This window comes from uncultured Phenylobacterium sp. (genome assembly GCF_902826855.1).
In the GTDB taxonomy this organism is placed as follows: domain Bacteria; phylum Pseudomonadota; class Alphaproteobacteria; order Caulobacterales; family Caulobacteraceae; genus Phenylobacterium.
Genome location: NZ_CADEGK010000035.1, coordinates 1 through 20,550 on the forward strand (window position 1 = coordinate 1; position 20,550 = coordinate 20,550).

At 69.0% G+C, this 20,550-nt stretch carries 14 protein-coding genes and 1 tRNA gene; 7 read left to right on the forward strand and 8 right to left on the reverse strand.

All coding sequences use genetic code 11. From position 1 onward, the window contains the following. The first annotated feature begins 111 nt into the window (after positions 1 to 111). From QZV94_RS07235 to QZV94_RS07255, 5 genes are all read left to right on the forward strand, one after another. Positions 112 to 1,878 carry a ShlB/FhaC/HecB family hemolysin secretion/activation protein gene (locus QZV94_RS07235; protein WP_293677137.1) on the forward strand — a complete coding sequence of 589 codons (1,767 nt, stop codon included), beginning with the start codon at positions 112 to 114 and terminating at the stop codon, positions 1,876 to 1,878. Positions 1,879 to 1,897: 19 nt separating this feature from the next. Next, positions 1,898 to 5,752 (forward strand): filamentous hemagglutinin N-terminal domain-containing protein, encoded by a 3,855-nt coding sequence (locus QZV94_RS07240; protein ID WP_293677138.1) that lies wholly within the window; start codon positions 1,898 to 1,900, stop codon positions 5,750 to 5,752. After that, positions 5,749 to 8,919, forward strand: a complete 3,171-nt coding sequence (locus QZV94_RS07245) for a CHAT domain-containing protein (RefSeq protein WP_293677139.1) — start codon at positions 5,749 to 5,751, stop codon at positions 8,917 to 8,919. Before QZV94_RS07240 ends, QZV94_RS07245 begins: the two co-directional genes overlap by 4 nt. 21 nt (positions 8,920 to 8,940) lie before the next feature. Next, positions 8,941 to 10,584: a glycosyltransferase family 4 protein gene (locus QZV94_RS07250; RefSeq protein ID WP_293677140.1), complete on the forward strand. Its 1,644-nt coding sequence runs from the start codon at positions 8,941 to 8,943 to the stop codon at positions 10,582 to 10,584. A 113-nt stretch (positions 10,585 to 10,697) separates the two neighbouring features. Beyond that, positions 10,698 to 11,153 (forward strand): hypothetical protein, encoded by a 456-nt coding sequence (locus tag QZV94_RS07255; RefSeq protein ID WP_293677141.1) that lies wholly within the window; start codon positions 10,698 to 10,700, stop codon positions 11,151 to 11,153. Between the two features lie 139 nt (positions 11,154 to 11,292). Here QZV94_RS07255 and QZV94_RS07260 read toward each other — a convergent pair. After that, positions 11,293 to 11,367, reverse strand: a tRNA-Lys gene (locus QZV94_RS07260). Positions 11,368 to 11,484: 117 nt separating this feature from the next. Here QZV94_RS07260 and QZV94_RS07265 point away from each other — a divergent pair. Beyond that, complete coding sequence (locus tag QZV94_RS07265) at positions 11,485 to 12,210, forward strand: hypothetical protein (RefSeq protein ID WP_293677142.1); 726 nt, start codon at positions 11,485 to 11,487, stop codon at positions 12,208 to 12,210. On the opposite strand, the gene tgt is transcribed toward QZV94_RS07265, so the two are convergent. Together tgt and queA are read right to left on the reverse strand one after the other, a co-directional pair. Next, positions 12,131 to 13,261: a tRNA guanosine(34) transglycosylase Tgt gene (tgt, locus tag QZV94_RS07270; RefSeq protein WP_293677143.1), complete on the reverse strand. Its 1,131-nt coding sequence runs from the start codon at positions 13,259 to 13,261 to the stop codon at positions 12,131 to 12,133. The genes QZV94_RS07265 and tgt overlap by 80 nt on opposite strands. Beyond that, positions 13,261 to 14,337: a tRNA preQ1(34) S-adenosylmethionine ribosyltransferase-isomerase QueA gene (queA, locus tag QZV94_RS07275; RefSeq protein ID WP_293677144.1), complete on the reverse strand. Its 1,077-nt coding sequence runs from the start codon at positions 14,335 to 14,337 to the stop codon at positions 13,261 to 13,263. Before queA ends, tgt begins: the two co-directional genes overlap by 1 nt. A 53-nt stretch (positions 14,338 to 14,390) precedes the next feature. Between queA and QZV94_RS07280 the strand changes: the two genes are divergently transcribed. After that, the gene (locus QZV94_RS07280; RefSeq protein ID WP_293677145.1) at positions 14,391 to 15,329 is read left to right on the forward strand and encodes an endonuclease/exonuclease/phosphatase family protein; all 939 of its coding nucleotides are present in this window, start codon (positions 14,391 to 14,393) and stop codon (positions 15,327 to 15,329) included. Here QZV94_RS07280 and QZV94_RS07285 read toward each other — a convergent pair. The 5 genes from QZV94_RS07285 to gyrA all read right to left on the reverse strand — a co-directional run bounded on the left by QZV94_RS07285 (position 15,287) and on the right by gyrA (position 20,526). Next, positions 15,287 to 15,742: a hypothetical protein gene (locus QZV94_RS07285; RefSeq protein ID WP_293677146.1), complete on the reverse strand. Its 456-nt coding sequence runs from the start codon at positions 15,740 to 15,742 to the stop codon at positions 15,287 to 15,289. The genes QZV94_RS07280 and QZV94_RS07285 overlap by 43 nt on opposite strands. Before the next feature lie 8 nt (positions 15,743 to 15,750). Continuing rightward, positions 15,751 to 16,212 (reverse strand): peptidylprolyl isomerase, encoded by a 462-nt coding sequence (locus QZV94_RS07290; protein WP_293677147.1) that lies wholly within the window; start codon positions 16,210 to 16,212, stop codon positions 15,751 to 15,753. Next, positions 16,212 to 17,087, reverse strand: coding sequence for a peptidylprolyl isomerase (locus QZV94_RS07295; RefSeq protein ID WP_293677148.1), 876 nt, complete (start codon positions 17,085 to 17,087; stop codon positions 16,212 to 16,214). Before QZV94_RS07295 ends, QZV94_RS07290 begins: the two co-directional genes overlap by 1 nt. Before the next feature lie 38 nt (positions 17,088 to 17,125). Further along, positions 17,126 to 17,620: a pantetheine-phosphate adenylyltransferase gene (gene coaD / locus QZV94_RS07300; RefSeq protein WP_293677149.1), complete on the reverse strand. Its 495-nt coding sequence runs from the start codon at positions 17,618 to 17,620 to the stop codon at positions 17,126 to 17,128. Positions 17,621 to 17,718: 98 nt separating this feature from the next. Continuing rightward, entirely contained in the window at positions 17,719 to 20,526 is a 2,808-nt protein-coding gene (gene gyrA, locus QZV94_RS07305) for a DNA gyrase subunit A (protein WP_293677150.1), read from the reverse strand. Between the last annotated feature and the right edge of the window lie 24 nt (positions 20,527 to 20,550).

Consider the following 20,550-nt stretch of genomic DNA (forward strand, 5'->3'; position numbering starts at 1 on the left):
AATCACGGGCGCGGCGCCAAGCCCCCAGCGCGGAGAGTTGCATGGAGTCGCCCCTTAACAACATCATATCGAGGCGTTAGAAGTCTGGGACTTGAGTTGGGGGTGCGTGGTATGGTGGGGCGTCGCCGAAAGACGCATGGCGTCGAGTCGCGGGCGCGCGTCGGCATACTGGCGCTTGCCGCCGCCACAGCCCTGACTCCGCTGACCTCGTGGGCCCAGGCGCCACAGCCGTCCCCTCCGCAGGTCACCAACGCGACGCCCGGCGCCAGCGCCGCCGAACTCGATCCCAACGCCCGCGTCGCCCGCAGGACACTGAGGCGCGGCGGCGGCGCCTTCGCGCCGGAACCGCCGGGGCCGTGCCCGCTTGCCGATTCGACGGTGCAGGTCACGCTCGCCTCGGTAACCTTCAGAGGCGCGACCGCGGTCGGCGAGGCCGAGCTTCGCGGCGCCTATGCGGAATACATCGGTAAGCCGCAGCCGGTTTCGGTCATCTGCACGATCCGCGACAACGCCGCACGGATCGTCTTCGACTCTGGCGTCCTCGCACGAGTGGAGATCCCCGAGCAGCGAATCGCGGGCGGCGCGCTGGTTCTGGAGGTCATCGAGGCCCACGTGGTCAACGTGCGGGTCCGCGGCGACGTCGGCCCGGCCCAGGCGGCCATCGAGCGGTACGCGGAGAAGCTGCGCGGCATGAAGCCGTTCTCGATGGCCAAGGCCCAGCGCTACCTCCTCTTGGCTTCCGACGTGCCGGGCGTGCGCACCCGCGCCGCCGTGCGGCCCTCCACCAGCGCCGAGAGGGGCGCGGTGGACATCGACCTGACCGTTACGCGGGAGGACCCCGATGTCTTCGCCAACGTCCAGAACACCGGCTCAAAGCAGGTAGGCCGCTGGGGCGGCCTCGTGCGTGGCGCGTTCGCCGGCTACACAGGCTATGGCGACGAAACCGCGCTCACGGCCTTCCGCACCCTCGACTCCAACGAGCAGTGGCTGGTGCAGCTGTCCGAGAGCCTCCGCCTGGGCGCCGAGGGCGCCGTGGTCCGCGGCTCGCTGACCTATGGCGAGAGCCGGCCGGGCGACATCCTGAAGCCGCTCGACCTGAAGAGCGAGTCGATCGTCGGCAACATCGAGGCCGCCTACCCGCTCGTCCGCGCGCGAAACCAGAACCTCAACCTGGCTGGAGGGCTCGACGTCGTCGACCAGAAGACCGACGTTGGCGGCGCCTTGCGGCTGAGCCACGACGAACTGCGGGTCTTCTACCTCCGCGCCGACGGCGACTACCGCACCGAGATCGCGCAGTTCCCGGTGCTGACCAGCGGCGCCGTGCAGTTGCGAAAGGGCGTCTCCGGCCTCGGCGTCAGGAACCCCGGCCCCCTCGACACCCCACTGAGCCGAAGCGCCGCCAAGCCCGACGCTTGGCTCATCAGGGGCCAGGGTGGCCTCGATATCGCCTTCTCCGACCGGCTGACCGGCCAGGTGCGGGCGCAGGGACAGTATTCCTCCTCCTCGCTCCTGCCGTACGAGCAGATCGCCGTGGGCGGGCTCACGGTTGGCCGCGGCTATGACCCGGCAGCGGTTCTGGGCGACAAGGGCGTCTCCGCGGCCTTCGAGGTACGCTATGGCCCGCTGCAACTTCACCCAAAGGTGATCGCCGCCCCCTATGCCTTCTTCGACGCCGGCTACGTGGCCAACAACAATGCCGCGGCTACCGGTCTGGCGAAGGACCGCACCCTCACGTCGATCGGCGCCGGGGTCATCTTTCGCGTCTTCAACCGCGCCAACCTGGAAGTCACCTATGCCCACCCGCTCGACGCCGTTCGTGCGGGCGGTCCGCGTCCTGGCGACCGTGTGCTGATCCAGCTCACGGCGAGCCTGCTATGATGCGGAAGGGGGAGTACCCATGATCAAGCTTACGCGTACCCGTTCCGAGCCAGCGTCGAGCCATAGCCGGTTCCTGTCGCGAACCGCCCTGTGCGGCGCGCTCTATGGCCTGCAGGCCCTCGTTCCCTCGGCGGTTCAGGCCCAGACCCCGCCCCCCGCGGCGCCGGCGCCGATCCTGCCTACCGGAGGCATCGCCCAGGTCAGCTCGGGCGGCGGCGCGCCGGTGATCACCCACACGTCCAACCAGATGGACGTGACCCTGAATGCGCCGCGCACGGTGCTCAGCTGGACCGGCTTCAACGTCTCTCCCGACGCGACCGTCAACTTCAAGTTCGACGCCAAGAACTGGATCGTGCTCAACCGGATCGTCGGGCTCTCGCCGTCAAAGATCGAGGGGACGATCACCGGCAAGGTCGGCAATGAGTTCGGCGGCAATATCTGGTTCGTCTCGAACAACAGCATCATCTTCGGCCGCCAGTCGCGGATCGACACCGGCGGGTTCCTGGCGGCGATCGGGACGATCGACACGTCCAGCTTCCTGGACCCCGGCAACAACCTCTTCTCATTCTCCGGCGGCGACTCCTTTGCCGGCGCCCGGCTGATGGTGCTGAGCGGCGGCGCGATCAACGGCCATGACGGGTTGGTGGCCTTCGCCGGCCCGACCATCCAAACGCGGGCCAACGCCACGGTCACGGCCGATGGCGGCAGCGTCCTCTACGGCGCGGCCAGGAACTTCCAGATCCGCCTCGCACCGGGAACCGGCGGCAACTTCGACCTCGTAGACTTCATCGTGCCGGACGCTTCGGCGGGCACGGACTCCAAGGTCGCCATGGACCTTGCGGCCGAGACCAAGGCTGGCGCGGTGTTCGTGGCGGCGGTCTCCAGGTCGGCGATCGGCAGCGCGGTGATCAACCTCGAAGGCATGATCACGGCCACAGGCGCGGGCGTCGACGGTGGCGACATCGTGCTGTCCGGCGGCGGCGGGATCGCCGGGCGCGGCCTCGGCGCGGAGCTGGAGGGCGCGGCCCCGACCGACATGTACCTCAACACGGCCTCGGCCGCGCGCGACCTGCAGGTGCGCAACGTGGGCAACATCTTCGCCCGGCCCTGGCTGCGGCCGCTCGAAGAGGCAAAGGATCCGCCGACCCTCCAGGAGGACGCTGACGCCGCCAACGACACCTGCGAAGCCCGCGGCGACTGCGACAACGGCTTCGGCAACGGCAATGGCAACGGCTTCGGGAACGGCTTCGGCAACGGCAACGGCAATGGCTTCGGCTTCCTGGGCGTCGAGCTGACCGGTCCGCTGTCCACTCTATTTGATCCGACGGCGATTTCCTCGATCTCCACCGGACGTGACGCCAATATTCAGGCCACCGCCAGCATCGAGCTGGGCCGCATCGTGGCCAATCGCGACATCTTCGTTTCAGGGCCGCAGATCGAGGGCAACAGCCTGATTGCGGCAGGGTCCTTGACCGCCACCGCCACGCAGGGCGACGTCGCCCTGGCTGGCATCGGCGTCGGCGGCGTCGGCCGCGTCACCACCGGCGCCGGCGGCGATGTGAAGATCGATGCGATCTCGGCGCCCCAGCAGCTGACCGTCACCTCCGGGCGCGACATCGTGCTGGGCGACGGGACCTCGGCCGTGGCCGGGGTGATCACCCTGACGGCCGGCCAGAACGTCACCCTCGACCTGGCTTCGGCCAAGATCGACAGCGTCACCGCCGGGGTGACCGCAACCCTGCGTGGTGGGGCGCTGGATATCGGCTCGGTGTCCGCGCCGCGCCTTCTGGCCAAGGCCGAAAGCGTCAGGATCGGCACGGCGACCAGCAGCGGCGACATCTACGTGGTCGGCACGAACGGCGACGCGATCGTCGGCGACGCCAACGCTGGCGACGACGTGTTCGTGCTCGCCACGCATGGGACCGCCTCGCTCGGATCGGCCACCCTGGGCGCCGGCCCAGACGGCGTCAGCGTGGCGTTCGACGGCAACCCGGACGTGCCCGGGAACGGCAAGGTCGTTCGCGTTGAGTCGGTCGACCTCGACGCCCTCCTGGGCCAGGGGACCGGTTCGATCGTCGGCGCCACCTCGACCACCGTCACGGCCGGCCGCGACGCCATCGTCGACCTGGCCGCGGACGCACCGGGCAGCTTCTCGGTCGTGGCCCTGCGTGACGCGACCTTGCGCGCCCCGACAGCAACGCTGGACAACATCTCGGCCGGCCGCGACCTGACGTTTGCCACAACGTCAGGCGATCTGACGCTCACCGCCGCCCTGATCGCCACACGCAACATCTCGATCAGCTCCGGCGGCGCGCTCAGCGTCGCCGACGTACGGGCCGACGCAGGGTCGATCCTGCTCAGCGGCACGACCGTGAGCGCCGGCAATGTCTCGGCCAGCGAAGACCTGACCCTCAAGGCCACGGTCGGGGGCGTAACGACCACCAGCTTCAGCGCCGGTCGCGACCTGATCGTCCAGGGCTCAACGCTCAATCTTGGCTCGTCGATCGGCCCGGTCGCCCGGGATCTGTCAATCACCTCGCTGGGCAGTTTCACGTCATCCGGTCCGCTGAGCGCGGGTCGAGACCTGACCGTCGACGTGGCCGGCGCGGCCAACCTCGGCCAGCTCACTGCGGCCGGGACCTTGCGCATCGTGGCCGGCGACCTGGACCTGAACGGTCTGGCGACCGCGGCCAACGCCCAGATCGAGGCCCGCGGAGGAACCTTGCGGGTCGGCGGAGCGGCCGGCGGCGCGGGCTTCGTCTTCGACCAGAACGACTATGGCCAGTTGCGCGTCGCCGGAACGACCCGGTTCTACGCGGGCTCCACGACGGGCAGCGCGCGCGGCGACCTGACGCTGCAGACCTTGACCACCAACACGGCCAATACGCCGAACCTCACCTTCCTGGTCGGCTCGGGGAACAACGCCCTCGTCCAGGGCGTGGTCGCGCCCAGCGCCACGGGCGGCGTGCTGCGGATCGGCGACGCCAGCGACCTCAACTGGCGGCCGTCGTCGATCCTGATCACCGGCGGACTGGGTTCCGCAAGCGTGAGCGGCGGGGTCAGCTATTCCGACATCCGGGCCTACAATGAGGTCCGGCTCGCCGCCCGCAAGGACATCCTCATGGGCTCGCAGCGGTTCATCACCCTGATCCAGGGCACGGCGATCGCCGACATCGACACGGCCGCCGGCAAACCCGCGGGCGTGGCGCCCACCGGCGATGAAACCAACAAGGTGTTCATCTCCGCCGGCAAACTCGAAGTGTCCGCGGACAACAAGGTCGTGCAGCAAAACACCGCTCCGCTGGGCGCGGGTGCGCCTGTGGGCGTGTTCTTCACCGGGGCGTTCACACCGGCCCTGATCATCGACCCGCCCCAGATCGTCGAGCTCTGGGGCGCGCTGGCAGGCGCGGATGGCCAGGTGATAGGCGGCGCGGCGGCCGGCGGCGCGGTCACCTTCCAGGTGGTCGACTCCGCGGGCAATCCGACACCCCAGCCCGCCGAAGCCAGGTACAAATTCAACAGCTGTGACGTCGGCACCGGCAACTGCTCGGCCCCGTCGGTCATAGGCGGCGGCAGCAGCGGAAGCGACGGCGGCGGGTCGGCCGAGATCATCACGTCCAACATCAACGCCGGGGTGCTGGCGGCCCGCGACGCGCTGCCGGGCCCCGGCGGGCTCAGCGACTCGTCGAATTCCAACGACAGCGAGTCCTCCGAAGAAGCCGGCGAGTCCGAGGTGGACTCGGACAACGTGACCAGCGGGCCAACACTCCTGAACGTGACCCCGCCGGTCAACGCCGATGAGTTCGTCACAGACCCCGTCGCCGCCGGCACAGGTAGCGAAGAGATCTGGCGCAAGCGCAGGCAGCAGAAATGACAGTCAAGAGTCTCCTCACGGGCCTCGTCAGCGCGCTTGCGCTGACGACCCTTACGCATGCCGCCTCCGCGCAGACCCGGGCAGATCTGATCCCCCTGGGCGCCAGCGCCGCGTCCGGGGCCGTCTGCCAGGCGGTCCGCGACTATGACGACCCCGTGGTGCAGGCAGCAGGCCGGCGCGCGTGGGCCGTGCGCTGTCGCGGATGGGAAGGCACGCTGGGCCGCCTCTACGCCATCGAGAAGAGCTCGGACGCCGGCGCATGGCAGAGCGCGCTGCCTGGCCGCGCGGAGTGCACGGAGCAGAAGTCGGCGACCGTCGCCGGACTGTCCGGCGTCACCCGACGCGCCTGCCGCAGCACCGGCGCCCAGGCGCCCTACTTGGCCTATGGCGGCAAGAAGGGCTCCGGATTCTACGCGGCCGAGGGCGCGGCGCAGATCGCCGATGTCCTGGAGACCGGCCTGAGGGTGGTCGCCGGCGCCGCCAAGCCGCCCGCCGCGTCGGACGTGCAGACCTCGGCCGCCAGCGCCGAGATCGCCGCCGACTTCGGCGGCTCCACGGGCGGCCTCGCTCGCGCGCAGGCCGCCGCCGCGGCCGATCCGGCCCGCCTGCGGGCGCGCGCCTACGTGCAGAACAACGAGTGGCGGTTCGAACAGGCCGAGACCGACTTCCAGGCCCTGGTCGCCGACGCCGAGGCCCGTCGCGCCCCGCCCGCCGAGATGGGCGAGTCCCTGCTGAACCTGGCGCTCAACATCTCCAACAACGGCCGGTTCGCCGAGGCCGACCGCCTGTTCCGCGACGCCGACCTCCAGGTCGAGGCCGCCAACGACCCGCTTCTCGCCGCACGCGCCCGCACGTATCGCGCGCTGCATCTGCGCAACGCCGGCCGTTTCGCCGAGGCGGTCACCGCCGGGCAGGGCGCGCTGCGCGCCTCCGAGGAGGTCCGCGCGTCGCGCGGCCTCGGCGCCGGCGGCCCGATGGTCACCAGGACCGACGGCGGCGACATCGCCATCGGCGGAGACCTGTCCGCGGCGCTCAACACGCGGCCTGCGGGCCGTGACATCCTTGGCGGCAGCAAGGTCTCCATTGCCGATCGGCTGGTGGTGCAGGACGCTCAGGCCCTTGAGGTCGTCGGCTCCTCTCAGGCCGCCCAAGGCGACTTTGCCACCGCCCGCGACACCTTGAACCGCGCCGCCCGTCTCCTGACCACTGCCGAGGCCAGCGGGGCGCTCAACGTCTGGCTCCGGTCCCGGATCGAGGCCGACCTGGGCCAGATCGAACTCGACACCGGCAACCCCGCCCAGGCCGCCGAGCGGTTCGGCAACGCCATCCGGATCATCCGCCTGCGCCACGCTGGCACCGCCGCCGAGGGCGGTCTGCTGCTCGACCTGGGCCGCGCCCAGATCGGGGCCAAGCAGGAGGACGCCGCGCTCGCCACGTACAAGCACGCGTTCGACCTGTTCCAGGCGCAACGTGGCGCTCTGGGCGCCTCTGCCGACGATGCGGCCCCCTACTTCGACCTCCTGCTGGCCCGCATGGCCAGCGATCCGGCCAAGGCCGACGAATACCGCGGCCGCTTCTTCAGCGCGGCCGAGAGCGTGGTCTCCAACGCCACCGCCCAGACGGTCTCCAAGCTGGCCGCCCGCGTCGCTTCCGGCGACGGCGCCGTCACCGGGCTCGTCCGCGCGCTGGACGACACTCGCCGTGAACTGCGGGCCACCGAGGCCCAGGCGGCGAACCTGCAGGCCGCCAACGCCTACGTCGGCCAGGACCGCGCAGACCTCGAGGCGCGCCTCCGGACCCTGCAGACCCAGTCGGACACGCTGGAGGCCCAACTGCTCGCGGCCAACCCGCGCTATTCCCAACTGGTCTCCTCCGAGGCCTCGCTCGGTGACCTGCAGAAGGCGTTGCGTACGGACGAGGTGTTCGTGAAGGTGCTGCTGCTGTCGACGCGCGGCTACGGCATCCTGGTCTCGCCGACGACTGCCAAGGCCTACGCCATCGACCTCAACCGCAACTCCGCAGCCATCCTGGTGAACGCGCTGCGCGCGCCGTTCGAAGCCGAGGACAGCCTTCCGCCCTTCGATCTCGCCAAGTCTCACACCCTCTATCAGAAGCTGTTCGGCCCGGTCGCCGGCGACCTCGCCGCGGCAAAGCACCTGATTTACGAGCCGGACGGCAGCCTGATTTCCCTGCCGGTGGCGACCTTGGTTACCGCGGACCCATCGGCGCTGCTGGCCAAGACCGCCCGCGGTGCGGATCCCGACTACCGCCAGGTCGCGTGGCTGGGAGCCAAGACCGACTCCGCGCTGGTGCTGTCGGCCGCCAGCTTCATGCAGTCCCGCGCATTCGCGCCCAGCCGGGCCACCCAGCCCTTCCTCGCCTTCGCCGACCCCTCGACGCCGGCCAGGAGCGATCCGTCGGCCTATTCCTCCGTCGTCAGGCGTTCCGCCAGCCAGCGCTCAGTCAGCCTGCGCGGCGAACGCGACGTCACCAACGTCTGCGAAAACACCCGCCTGGCGCTGCTGCAGATGCCGCCGCTGCCCGACACCGCCGACGAGGTGCGTCAGGTGGGCGCGAGCCTGGGCGTCACCGCGGGGCAGTCCATCGTCACCGGCAAGGCCTTCACCGACGACACTGTGAAAGACCGCAAGGACCTGAGCGACTACCGCGTCATCTACTTCGCCACCCATGGCCTGCTGCCGCAGCCTTCCGCCTGTCTGCCGGAGCCGGCGCTGATGACCTCGGTGGGCGTCGGCGACTCCGACGGCCTGCTGAACTCCAGCGAGATCCTCGACCTGAAGCTCGACGCCGACCTGGTCGTGCTGTCGGCTTGCGACACGGGTGGGGCGGGCGGCGACGACGCCGCCACCGGCCTGCAGGGCGGCGGCGAGGCGTTGGGCGGCCTGACCAGGGCGGTGATCTACGCGGGCGGGCGCTCCCTCATCGTGTCGCACTGGTCCGTCGACTCGGTGGCCACGGTGCGGCTGATGACCGGCATGTTCTCCGCCGGGTCGCCCAGCAAGGCCGAGGCTCTGACCAAGTCCATGGCCGTGCTGCAGACCTCCGAGGAGTTCAGCCACCCTTACTTCTGGGCCCCTTTCACCATCGTGGGTGACGGCGCGGCCCCCCTGCCCTCAGCCGCTTCGGCGCGCGCGGCCGTCCACTGAACCTGGCGCCGCTCAGCCCCCATGGCGAACGCGGCGATCCAGCTCAACACCGAAGCCTATGACGCGTCGATGCCGCGTCCCATGGGCCGGCATTCGGCGGGCGAAGGGTTCCTGCGCGGCTTCCTGAAGTATGCCGACGTCGATCGCTTCCACTTTTGGAATGTGGCCGATCAGAGCCGCGGCGAACTGGAGGCCCTGCTGGCGCGCCTGGGGCCGGTGAGCCGCCCGGTGGAATGGCTGGGGCGCGCCGATCGCCCGAGGCTCGCGGAGGCGGGCTGCGTCTACATTCCGACCCCCGAGTTGCGCAACGAAGCCTGGGCGCGGCGGGCTGCAGGCGGGACGGCCTATTCCCTGACCGGCGTCACCCACACCATCGCCGAGCCCTACATTCTGGATGAGATCGCCGGCATGCTGTCGGCGCCGCTGGAGCCCTGGGACGCGCTGGTCTGCACCTCGGAGCCCGGCCGTAAGGCGGTGGAGACCCTGCTGGAAGCGGTCGCCGTACACCTGCAGGAGCGGTTCGGCGCGACCCGCATCCCGCCGGCCCAACTGGTCACCATCCCCCTCGGTGTGCACAGCGAGGACTTCCATCTCGACCCAGGCGCGCGCCGGCGATGGCGCGAAAGGCTGGGAATCCCCCCGGAGGCGCCGGTGGCCCTGCACATGGGCCGCTTCAGCCTCGGCACCAAGATGCACCCGGGGCCGATGGGGCTGGCCCTCCAGCAGGCCAGCGAACGACTGGGCCAGAAGATCTACTGGGTGATGTTCGGCGGTGCGCGCCGCCAGGACGAGGAGGCCGCGTTCCAGGCCGCCGCCGCCGCATTCTGTCGCGATGTACAACTTTGCCCGGTCGGCGACACGTCGGCGAAGACCCGCGACGAGATCGTCTCGGCCGCGGACGTCTTCCTGTCGCTCTCCGACAACGTCCAGGAGACCTTCGGCCTGACCCCGTTGGAGGCGATGGCGGCCGGCCTCCCCTGCGTGGTGAGCGACTGGGACGGCTACCGCGACACAGTGCGACACGGTGTGGACGGCTTCCGCATCCGCACCATGACCCCGCGGCCCGGGCTGGGCTCGGATCTCGCCTATGCCTACGCCCACCGGCTGATGGCCTATGAGGACTACGCCGGCTCTGCGGCCCTCTTCACTGCGGTCGACGTGGGCGATGCCGCCGAGGCGCTGGCGGCGCTGTTCGCCGATGCGGACCTGCGCCGCCGCATGGGCGAAGCTGGCCGCACCCGCGCCCGCGACGTATTCGATTGGCGCGTCGTCATCGGCCAGTATCAGGCGCTGTGGGCCGAGCTCGGCCGCCGCCGCCATGCCGCGCCGCGCCAGATCCCCCGGGACAACCCCTACCGGCCGGATCCCTTCCGGATGTTCGCCGCCTATCCGACCGGCGTCCTCGGCGCGGCCGACGTGCTGGAGCTGGCCCGCCCGTTCGCCGCGGGTGAAGGCGCCGCCATCATGGCCAGGCCGTCGGTAGTGAACGTCGCCGCGAGACTGCCGGACGAGACCGAAGTGGAGGCGCTCCTGGCCTCACTGGGCGAGGGTCCCAAGACGGTGGCCCAACTTATGCAGGAGACGGGACCGGAACGGCGTCCATTCGTGGAAAGGTCGCTCACCTGGTTGATGAAATTCGGATTCCTGCGTCTGCGCGGCGCATAGTCGCGTAATAGAGTTCGACAAAACACCAGTTCAGGTGTCGTTCATCGACCGGATGTGCTATCATCCCGGCCTGCGCACCACCGAACTAAGACGACCTTACGGGGGTTTAATAAATGCGTAAGATTCTAATTGGCTTGGCTCTGTCGCTCGCCTTTGGCGGTACAGCGCTGGCTGCAGACTACATTGTGGTCAACTCAACCGATCCGGGTATCAAGCGCGGCCAAGCCTTCGATGCCGGCGCCCGCGTGCAGCTCGGCGCAGGCCAAACCATCACTTTGATGCGAGCCTCCGGCGAGGTCACCACGCTGAGGGGCGCCGCGGCCGGCGTCGTCGTCCCGGGAGCCAAACTCGCCGCCGCGGACAGCGCACGCTTCGAGACGCTCCGCGCTCTCGTCCAACCGCCGCCGCAGGGCCGGACTTTCGGGGCGCGGCGCGGTGGCATCTGCCCCGCCCTAGAGGCCCTGACCACCCTCGACGACATCGTCCAGGTGGCGGAAACCAGCGGTTGCAAGTCGGTGGCGCGCCAAGCGCTCGAAGTCTACCTCACCAAGTCGGGCGGGGCGTCCTAAACCCGCTGCACACGGCTGAACGGATATCCGGCCGGCGGGACCTCCCGCCGGCCTCTTCGTGTCGCTACTGACCCACCCGTCGCAAAGCGGGTCGCGCTTGCCCGTGCGGGTCTCGCATTCCAGCTGGCCCCAGCTGGAATGGTAGGCCGGGTGAGGTTCGAACTCACGACCATCCGATTAAAAGTCGGATGCTCTACCACTGAGCTACCGGCCCTCGACACAGGTGTCCTGGTCGGACGCCGGGGCGAAGCGGCGCGGAACCTAGAGGGCGCCGCGGCAAAGTGGAAGCCGCATTCGCTTCCGGCGCCTTAACAGCGCCATCCGACGGGGTATGCTGGCTCAGATGCGCACCCTTCGCCTGATCCTGAGCGGCGTCGTCGCCGCGGCCCTGGCCACCGGCATGGCCGCCGAGGCTGCGCCGAAGAGGCCACCGGCCAAGAGCGCCCCCAAGGCGCGCGAAGCCCCGCCACCGCCCTACGTCCCCCAGGAGCGGATGAAGACCTCGGATGAGGTCAAGGAAGAGGGCGTGAAGGGCGCCGCCACCACGCCGCTGCGCGACCTGGGCGTCGAGAAGACCGATATCCCGGAGATCCTGCTGCAGGCGCTGACGGACCCCTATGCCCGTCCGCCGAGGAACTACGGCTGCGCCTACCTCACCGCCCTGGTCCGGCCGCTGGACGATGTCCTCGGGCCGGACATCGATCAGACCCCGGTGAGCGACGAGAATCTCGTGGACCGCGGCAAGGCACTCGGCATCGCCGCCGACGTGGCCTCCAGCGCGCTGATCCCGTTTCGGGGCGTGGTCCGCAAAATCTCCGGCGCGGAGGCCCACGACCGGCTCGTGCAGTCGGCCTACATCGCAGGCAGCGTCCGTCGAGCGTACCTGAAGGGCCTGGGCGAGTCGAAAGGCTGCATGCCGCCAGCGACGCCCAGCCACGAACGCGCCGGCGCGGCGCCGGCGGTCGCCAAGCGCGAGCTCAAGCCGAAGTATCCGACGCGGACGTCTGACGCGCCAGGAAGCGCCGACGGAATGCCTCAAGACGGCCCTCGGAAATAGCTGCCCGCAATTCGCTCATCAGCGCCTGGAAGAAACTGAGGTTGTGCCAACTGAGCAGAACCTGCCCCAGGATCTCCTCGGACTTCACCAGGTGATGCAGGTAGGCCTTGGAGTAGTCGCGGCTGGGCGACGCCAAGCTGTCCGGGTCCAGCGGGGTGTCGTCCTCGGCAAAGCGAGCGTTCTTCAGGTTGATCGAGCCCTCCCACGTCCAGGCCTGGCCGTGGCGGCCCGAGCGCGTGGGCAGCACGCAGTCGAACATGTCCACGCCGCGCCAGACCGCCTCCACCAGGTCGATCGGCTTCCCAACTCCCATCAGGTAGCGCGGTCGCTCGGCCGGCAGCATCGCCGGTGCAAAGTCCAGCGTCTCGCACATCGCGGCATGCCCTTCGCCGACAGCCAGCCCACCCAGGGCGTAGCCGTCGAAGCCGATCTCCACCAGCCGCTCGGCCGACTCGCGCCGCAGGGCTTCCGAAAGGCCCCCCTGCTGGATGCCGAACAGGGCTTGGCGATCACGTTCGCCGAATGCGATCCTAGAACGCTGCGCCCAGCGCGCTGAACGGCGCATGGCCTCCGCCGCGCGGTCCTCGGCGGCCGGGAGCGCAACCAGTTCGTCCAACTGCATGACGATGTCGGCGCCCAGCAGATCGGCCTGGATCTCCATCGACCGCTCGGGGGTCAGCACATGGCGGCTTCCGTCGATGTGGCTCTGAAAGGTGACGCACGCCTCCGTGACCTTGGAGATCTTGGACAGCGACATGACCTGGAAGCCGCCCGAGTCGGTCAGAATCGGCTTCGTCCACCGCATGAACCGGTGCAGGCCGCCCAGCCGTTTCACGCGCTCGGCCGTCGGGCGCAGCATCAGGTGATAGGTGTTGCCCAGCAGGATGTCGGCGCCGGTGGCCGCGACCTGCTCGACGGTAAGCGCCTTGACGGTGCCGGCCGTCCCCACGGGCATGAAGGCCGGCGTGCGGATGTCGCCGCGCGGGGTCTGCAGCACGCCGGTGCGTGCGCGGCCGTCCGTGGCTTCGATCCGGAACGGAAAGGCCGCCATCAGGCCGCCCTCCAGAGCAGGCTCGCGTCGCCATAGGAATAGAAACGGTAGCCGGCCTCGATGGCATGGGCATACGCGGCGCGCATCGTCTCCAGCCCGGCGAACGCCGCCACCAGCATGAACAGCGTCGACTTCGGGAGGTGAAAGTTGGTCATCAGGCCGTCGGCGACGCGGAACCGGTAGCCCGGCGTGATGAAGATCGCCGTCTCGCCGGAAAACGGCCGCACCGCCCCGTCCTCTCCCGCGGCGCTTTCCAGGAGGCGCAGCGACGTCGTTCCGACGCAGACGAGCCGCCCTCCCGCGGCGCGCGCAGCGTTCAGTCGTCCCGCGGTGGCGGCGTCGACCTCGCCCCACTCCGGGTGCATGCGGTGGTCGGCCAAGTCTTCGCTCTTCACGGGCAGGAAGGTGCCTGCGCCCACGTGCAGCGTCACCCGCTCCATGGTGACGCCCGCCGCGGCGAGTTGGTCCAGCAGTTCCGCCGTGAAATGCAGGCCGGCAGTCGGAGCGGCCACCGAACCCTCCTCCCGCGCGTAGACGGTCTGATAGTCGTCCCGGTCGCGCGCGTCCTCCGTCCGCTTGGCGGCGATATAGGGTGGCAGCGGCATCACGCCCCGCTCGGCGATCGCGGCCATCAGGTCGGGCCCGGCCAGATCGAAGGCCAATGTCACTTCGCCCCCCTCGCCCTTCTCCCTGACCGTGGCGTCGAGGGCGCCAAGAAAGCAGGCGCGGTCATCAGCTTCCCCGAAGATGATCCGGTCGCCGGTGGCCAGCCGCTTGCCCGGGCGCATGAAGGCGGTCCAGACGTGGCCGGAGAGGCGCCGGTGCAGGGTCGCCTCGACGGCGGTCACGTTCTCGCCACGCCGCCGCACGCCCTTGAGCCGCGCCGGGATCACCCGCGTGTCATTGACCACCAGCACGTCCCCCGCACGCAACTGGTTCGGCAGGTCGCGGACCGTCAGGTCAGCGAACCGCGCGCCGGGTTCGACCACCAGCAGTCGCGCAGAGTCCCGCGGATCGGCCGGCCGCAGGGCGATCCGGTCCTCCGGCAGGTGGAAATCGAAGTCGGCAAGCCTCATGAAGGGCGAGGTGAAGCGCACGCGGGCCGGCCTGCGTCAAGCTTGGGGGTGCGATGTCGCGTTTCGTCGGGTGGGTGAACAGCATCCTGACGCTGTTCGTTCTCGCCGCCGCGGCGGCCGCCCTTCTGGCGCTGGGTGGGCCGCGCAGTTCCTGGCTGGACGTGCTGTCCCATTTCGCCCCGCTCTACGGCGCAATCGGCCTTCTGGGCGCCGCGTGGGCGGTGGCGGCCGGGCGCGGACCGGTGGTGGCCGCCTCGGTGCTGGCGGTCATCGCAAGTGGCTTCCTGATGCTTCCGGAGTTCCTGCGGGACACCGGGCCTGTGGCCGTCGCCGGATCCCCGGGCGAGCTCAAGGTCATCCAGATCAACGCTGGGCGCAACAATACCGACATCGGCAGGGTCGCAGCTTGGCTGAACGCCCAGGATGCCGACGTTATCACCGTCACCGAGGCGCGGCACGACCTTCGCGATCTGTTGGTCCAGGGCGGGTGGAAGACGGCGGGGGCGGCAGGTTCGCTGATGATCTTCACGCGCGAGCGCTACCTGCGAATGGTGCGGCCCGAGTTGCGGTCGGACTCCAAACTCACGTTCGTGAACGCGACGTACGAGATGGCGACCCGGCCGGTCGAGGTCCTCACCACCCACATAGATTGGCCAACGCGAAGACTGGCCCGCAAGCAGATGGAGGCCTTGGAGGAGGTCGTGGCCGCACGATCCGACGCGCGGATGATCGTGACCGGCGACCTCAATTCGACGCCATGGTCGGCGCAACTTCGCACCCTCGACACCAGCCTGGGCCTGATCCGCCGCGACCGGGCCGTCGCGACTTGGCCGGCGCAGGTGATGGGCCGGGCCTGGCCCCTGCCCTTTCTGCCCATCGACCACGTCTATGCCGGGACCGGCTGGGCGACGGTGAAGGTCGAGCGCGGCCCGTGGGTGGGCTCGGACCACTACCCGTTGATCGTCACCCTAGCGCCCGTCGCGCCGCCGTGAGGGCGGCCTCGAGCCGCGTGCGGGCCTTGGCGTGGCGCGCCTCGCTTCGCCCGCTGACTGTCGAGCGCGGCCAATTCGCCGGCGGCGGCCGAAGCGGCCGCCGCAATCCTGGCTTCGAGGTCGGCGACCTTCTTGAGCGCCGACCTTGAGGGCCCCTTGCGCTCTGGCGGCGCCTTCGGCGGCTTCAGCTTGGCGAGCGCCGCCCGAGACCCGGCCGGCCGGCGCAGCACCTCCCCCGGCTGCGCCGTGGCCGCCTTCACCAGCGCCGGGTCGTCGGTCTCCCGCGCCAGGCCGCCCTTGAACAGGTCCTGGCTGGAGCCCCAGGCGGCAAGCGCCTTGGTCTTCGAGGTCGTGGCGACGACGTAGTCGGTCATCCCGTCTGACGAGATGAAGACCTTCAGCCTGGCCGCCATCGCCTACCTCACGCGTCGGCCGCGACCTTCATCGAGACAATCTTCCCGGGGCTGCGCGGCGGCTCGCCCACCGGCAGGGCGTGAACATGCTCCATGCCCTCGGTGACCTCGCCCCAGACCGTGTACTTGCCGTCCAGGAACTTGGCGTCGGCGTTGCAGATGAAGAACTGGCTGTTGGCCGAGTCTTCGCTCTGGGAGCGCGCCATCGAGCACACGCCCTCGGTGTGCGGCGCCTTGGAGAACTCCGCCTTCAGGTCCGGCTTCTTGGAGCCGCCCATGCCCGTGCCCGTGGGGTCGCCGCCCTGGGCCATGAAGCGTGGGATCACCCGGTGGAAGACGACACCGTCGTAGAAGCCCTCCCGAGCCAGCTCCTTGATCCGTTCCACGTGCTTGGGCGCCAGGTCGGGCCGAAGCTTGATCGTCACGGGCCCGTTCTCGAGCTCCATGATCAGGGTGTTTTCAGCGTCCATCACTTTACCTCGACTGGAATGTTGACGTCACAGACCGTGAAATTTGCGCCCAGGGCGGCCTGCGCCCGGGCGATCTCGGCCTTGAACCATTTGCCGGCCGGATTGATCACGCGGATCTTCGGCCGTTCCTTCTCCGCCATGTCGCTAAGAACGCGCACGGTCAGCATCCTATCCTGAGGTTCGGGCACCGGCTCGCCGACTTTGATCTGGGTGACCACCTCCTGGCCGAAGATCACCCGCCCCCAGGCGCTGTACTTGCGCTCCAGCCTCGGGAAGATGGTCCGCATCAGGAAGAACTGGCTGTTGGCGGAATTCTCGTCCTCGCCGCGCGCCGCGCCGGCGACGCCGGGGCAGTAGTGGGCGTAGCCCGATACCTTCCCGTCCTTGGTCATGGGGGCCAGCATCATCGGCTGGGTCGAGACCGGGAGGGACTTGATGAAGCCGGTCTCCACCTGGATCTGGTCGACTGCCAGCACGAACGGCGTCTCCGCACCGCGCCGGAACAGGAACTCGGCTTTCACGTCGGGCCTGGTTGAGCTGCCCGTGCCCTTGTTCTCTGGGTCTCCGGTCTGTGCCATGAACTCCTCGATGACCCGGAAGAAGGTCAGGCCGTCGAAGAAGTGCTCACGCGCCAGGTCGCGCATGCGCGTGGTGTACTCGGGGGCCACTTCGGGAACCATCTCCACGATGATGCGGCCCTTGTTGGTGTCGATCACCAGGACGTCGTCGGGATTGGGCGTACGCCAGTCGGCGGCGGCGGGCCTGGCGGTAGCCGCGGCGGGCTTGGCCGCCGCAGCCGGCTTCGTCTGGGCCCCCGCCCCGGAACCGGAGAGCGCCAAAAGAGCGGCGGCGCAAAGCAATACTGGGGTCTTCATGTGGTCCTCGTAGCGACCCGGCGGCGACTTCGCCAGGGCTAGGCGCGACCCACGCGCGCCATCAGCCGCGCCTTCACAGACGGGCTTACGAAGTTGTCGATCTCGCCGCCCAGCATCGCGATCTCCTTCACCAGCACCGAGGCGATCGCCAGGTGGCGCGGGTCGGCCATGAAGAAGACCGTCTCGATTTCGCGGTCCAACTGCTGGTTCATCGCCGTCATCTGGAATTCAAACTCGAAATCCGAAATCCGCCGCAGGCCGCGCACGATGACCGAGGCCCCGACGGAGCGGGCGAAGTGCATGGTCAGGCCCTCGTAGGGCTGGACGATGATCTCGGCGCGGGTGCGCAAAGGCGCGATGGCTTCTTCAACGATCGCGACGCGTTCATCGAGCGAGAAGAGCGGCCCCTTGCCGACATTGATCGCCACGCCGATCACCAGCTTGTCCACCAGTTTGACGGCTCGACCCATGATGTCGATGTGCCCGTTGTGGATGGGGTCGAAGGTGCCCGGATAGAAACCGACGCGCTGCATGCCCTGGAATCCCCCAACACAACCTCTCGCCCTTTCGCCGCAGGGCGCGGTTCTGGCAAGGGAAAAACGTCCTCAGGCGGCGTCTCGCGTCGACGTTGCTACGCCTCAGGCTCCGGAGCGGCTTCGTCAGGCCCCTCCGCGCCGGGAGCGGCATCGTTCATGCCCTCGACGTCCTCCTCCTCACCCGAGTCGGCCAGGCGCTCGACGGAGATCACGTGCTCGTCCGCGCCAGTGCGGAAGATGATCACCCCCTGCGTGTTGCGGCCCGCTAGCCGGACTTGGCCGACCCGCGTGCGGATCAACTGGCCCTGGTCGGTGACCAGCAGGATCTGGTCGGACTCGTCCACCGGGAAAGAGGCGGCGAGTCGGCCGCCCTTCTTGGTGAGGTCCTGCGCCAGCAGGCCCTGGCCGCCGCGACCGGTGCGGCGGAACTCATAGGCCGAGGTTCGCTTACCGAAGCCCTCCGTGGAGACCGTCAGGATCGTCTCCTCGGCCGCGCCGAGTTCAGCGATGCGCTCCGGCGTCAGGCTCACCACGTCGTCGCCCTCGGCCTCGTCCTCTTCCACCGCCGCAGGCTCCTCGCCGTCCTCCCCCTCGGTCGCCGAGCGCATGAGCTTGGCGTGCTTGAGGTACGCGGTCCGTTCGGCTGGCGTGGCGGGAACCGCGCGCAGGATGGCCATGGAGATGACGCTGTCGCCCTCGGCGAGGCGGATGCCGCGCACGCCGTCGGAATCGCGGCCGGCGAACACGCGAACCTCCTCGGTGGCGAACCGGATGCAGCGGCCGAGCGCGGTGGTCAGCAGGATGTCGTTCTGCTGGGCGTTGCAGACGCCGACACCGACGATGGCGTCACCCTCGTCCAGCTTCATCGCGATCTTGCCGTTGCGCTTGATGCCGATGAAATCGCTGAGCTTGTTGCGCCGCACGCCGCCGGAACGAGTGGAGAACATCACGTCGTACTGGTCCCACGTGGCCTCGTCCTCGGGCAACGGCAGGATGGAGGTGATGCTCTCTCCGGGCTCGATGGGCAGCAGATTCACGAACGCCTTGCCTCGGCTGGTGGGCGTGCCAATCGGCAGCCTCCAGACCTTCAGCTGGTAGGCCTTGCCGCCGGAAGAGAAGAACAGCATCGGCGTATGCGTGTTGGCGGAGAACACGCGCGTGACGGCATCCTCCTCCTTGGTGGCCATGCCGGAGCGACCTCTTCCGCCCCGGTGCTGGGTCCGATAGATCGAGAGCGGCGTGCGCTTGACGTAGCCGCCGTGAGTGACGGTGATGACCATGTCCTCGCGGGCGATCAGGTCCTCGTCCTCGACGTCGGCGTCACCCTCGACGATCTCGGTGCGGCGCGGGACGGCGAAGGCTTCCTTCACCTCGACCAACTCGGCGCGGACGATCCCCATGATCCGCTCCGTCGAGCCCAGGATCTCCAGGTGGCCGCTGATGACGCCGGCCAGGTCCCCGGCTTCGGCGAAGATCTCCTCGCGGCCCAGGCCGGTGAGGCGCGACAGCGTCAGGGCCAGGATGGCGCGGGCCTGCTCATCCGTCAGCCGGATCAGCATGCCTTCGTCGCTGTTGATCACCATCGTGCGCGGATCGGCGATGAGCTCGACCAGGGGCAGCATGTCGCCCGCCGGCCAGTCCTTGGCCACGATGCGCTCGCGCGCCTCGGTGGGATCCTTGGACGAGCGGATGATGTGGATGAACTCATCGATGTTGGCCACGGCGATGGCCAGGCCCACCAACACGTGGCCGCGGTCGCGGGCCTTGCTGAGCTCGAACTTGGTGCGGCGGATCACCACCTCTTCGCGGAATTCCACGAAGGCGGCGACCATCTCGCGCAGGCCCATCTGCTGCGGACGGCCGCGGTTCAGCGCCAGCATGTTGACGCCGAACGAGCTCTGCAGCGGCGTGAAGCGGTAGAGCTGGTTCAGGAGCACGTCGGGCGAGGTATCGCGCTTCATCTCGATGACGATGCGCATCCCCTGCCGGTCGCTCTCGTCGCGCAGGTCGGAAACGCCCTCGATGCGCTTCTCGCGCACCAGTTCGGCGATCCGTTCGACCAGGCCGGCCTTGTTCAGCTGATAGGGGATCGAGGTGATGACGATGGCTTCTCGGTCTTTCCGGATCTCCTCGACAGAGGCCTCGCCGCGCATGATCACCGAGCCGCGGCCGGTCATCAGGGCCTGGCGAGCGCCGGTGCGGCCGATGATCTGGCCGCCCGTGGGGAAGTCGGGGCCAGGCACGATATCCAGCAGCGCGTCGAGGCTGATCTCGGGATCGTCCACATAGGCCAGGCACGCGTCGACGATCTCGCCAAGGTTATGCGGCGGGATGTTCGTGGCCATGCCCACGGCGATCCCGCCGGCGCCGTTGACGAGCAGGTTCGGAATTCGCGAGGGCAGCACCACGGGCTCGCTCTCGGAGCCGTCGTAGTTGTCCTTGAAGTCGACGGTGTCCTTGTCGAGGTCCGCCAGGATGGCCATGGCGGCGCGGGTCATGCGGCTTTCGGTGTAGCGCATGGCCGCCGGCGGATCGTTGTCAACGGAGCCGAAGTTGCCCTGGCCATCGATCAGCAGCAGGGACATCGAGAACGGCTGCGCCAGGCGAACCAAGGTGTCGTAGATCGCGACGTCGCCGTGCGGGTGATACTTGCCCATCACGTCGCCGACGATGCGGGCCGACTTCACATAGGAACGGTCCGGCGTGTGGTTGTTCTCGCCCATGGAGAACAGGATGCGCCGGTGCACCGGCTTCAGACCGTCGCGCACGTCGGGCAGCGCCCGACTGACGATCACGCTCATGGCGTAGTCGAGATACGACTTCTTGAGCTCGTCTTCGATGGCGATAGGGGCGATAGCCCCGCGCCCGTCATCGGGAGGGGTGGTCATGCTGTCGTCGGTCAAGGGAGGGAAATCGCCGTTCGAATC

Coding starts and splice junctions, on each gene's coding strand:
- QZV94_RS07290 (WP_293677147.1), bottom strand. CDS start 16,212: ATGGACGCTGAAAACACCCTGATCATGGAGCTCGAGAACGGGCCCGTG.
- QZV94_RS07295 (WP_293677148.1), bottom strand. CDS start 17,087: ATGAAGACCCCAGTATTGCTTTGCGCCGCCGCTCTTTTGGCGCTCTCC.
- QZV94_RS07280 (WP_293677145.1), top strand. CDS start 14,391: ATGTCGCGTTTCGTCGGGTGGGTGAACAGCATCCTGACGCTGTTCGTT.
- QZV94_RS07240 (WP_293677138.1), top strand. CDS start 1,898: ATGATCAAGCTTACGCGTACCCGTTCCGAGCCAGCGTCGAGCCATAGC.
- coaD (WP_293677149.1), bottom strand. CDS start 17,620: ATGCAGCGCGTCGGTTTCTATCCGGGCACCTTCGACCCCATCCACAAC.
- QZV94_RS07245 (WP_293677139.1), top strand. CDS start 5,749: ATGACAGTCAAGAGTCTCCTCACGGGCCTCGTCAGCGCGCTTGCGCTG.
- QZV94_RS07250 (WP_293677140.1), top strand. CDS start 8,941: ATGGCGAACGCGGCGATCCAGCTCAACACCGAAGCCTATGACGCGTCG.
- QZV94_RS07255 (WP_293677141.1), top strand. CDS start 10,698: ATGCGTAAGATTCTAATTGGCTTGGCTCTGTCGCTCGCCTTTGGCGGT.
- queA (WP_293677144.1), bottom strand. CDS start 14,337: ATGAGGCTTGCCGACTTCGATTTCCACCTGCCGGAGGACCGGATCGCC.
- QZV94_RS07285 (WP_293677146.1), bottom strand. CDS start 15,742: ATGGCGGCCAGGCTGAAGGTCTTCATCTCGTCAGACGGGATGACCGAC.
- QZV94_RS07265 (WP_293677142.1), top strand. CDS start 11,485: ATGCTGGCTCAGATGCGCACCCTTCGCCTGATCCTGAGCGGCGTCGTC.
- QZV94_RS07235 (WP_293677137.1), top strand. CDS start 112: ATGGTGGGGCGTCGCCGAAAGACGCATGGCGTCGAGTCGCGGGCGCGC.
- tgt (WP_293677143.1), bottom strand. CDS start 13,261: ATGGCGGCCTTTCCGTTCCGGATCGAAGCCACGGACGGCCGCGCACGC.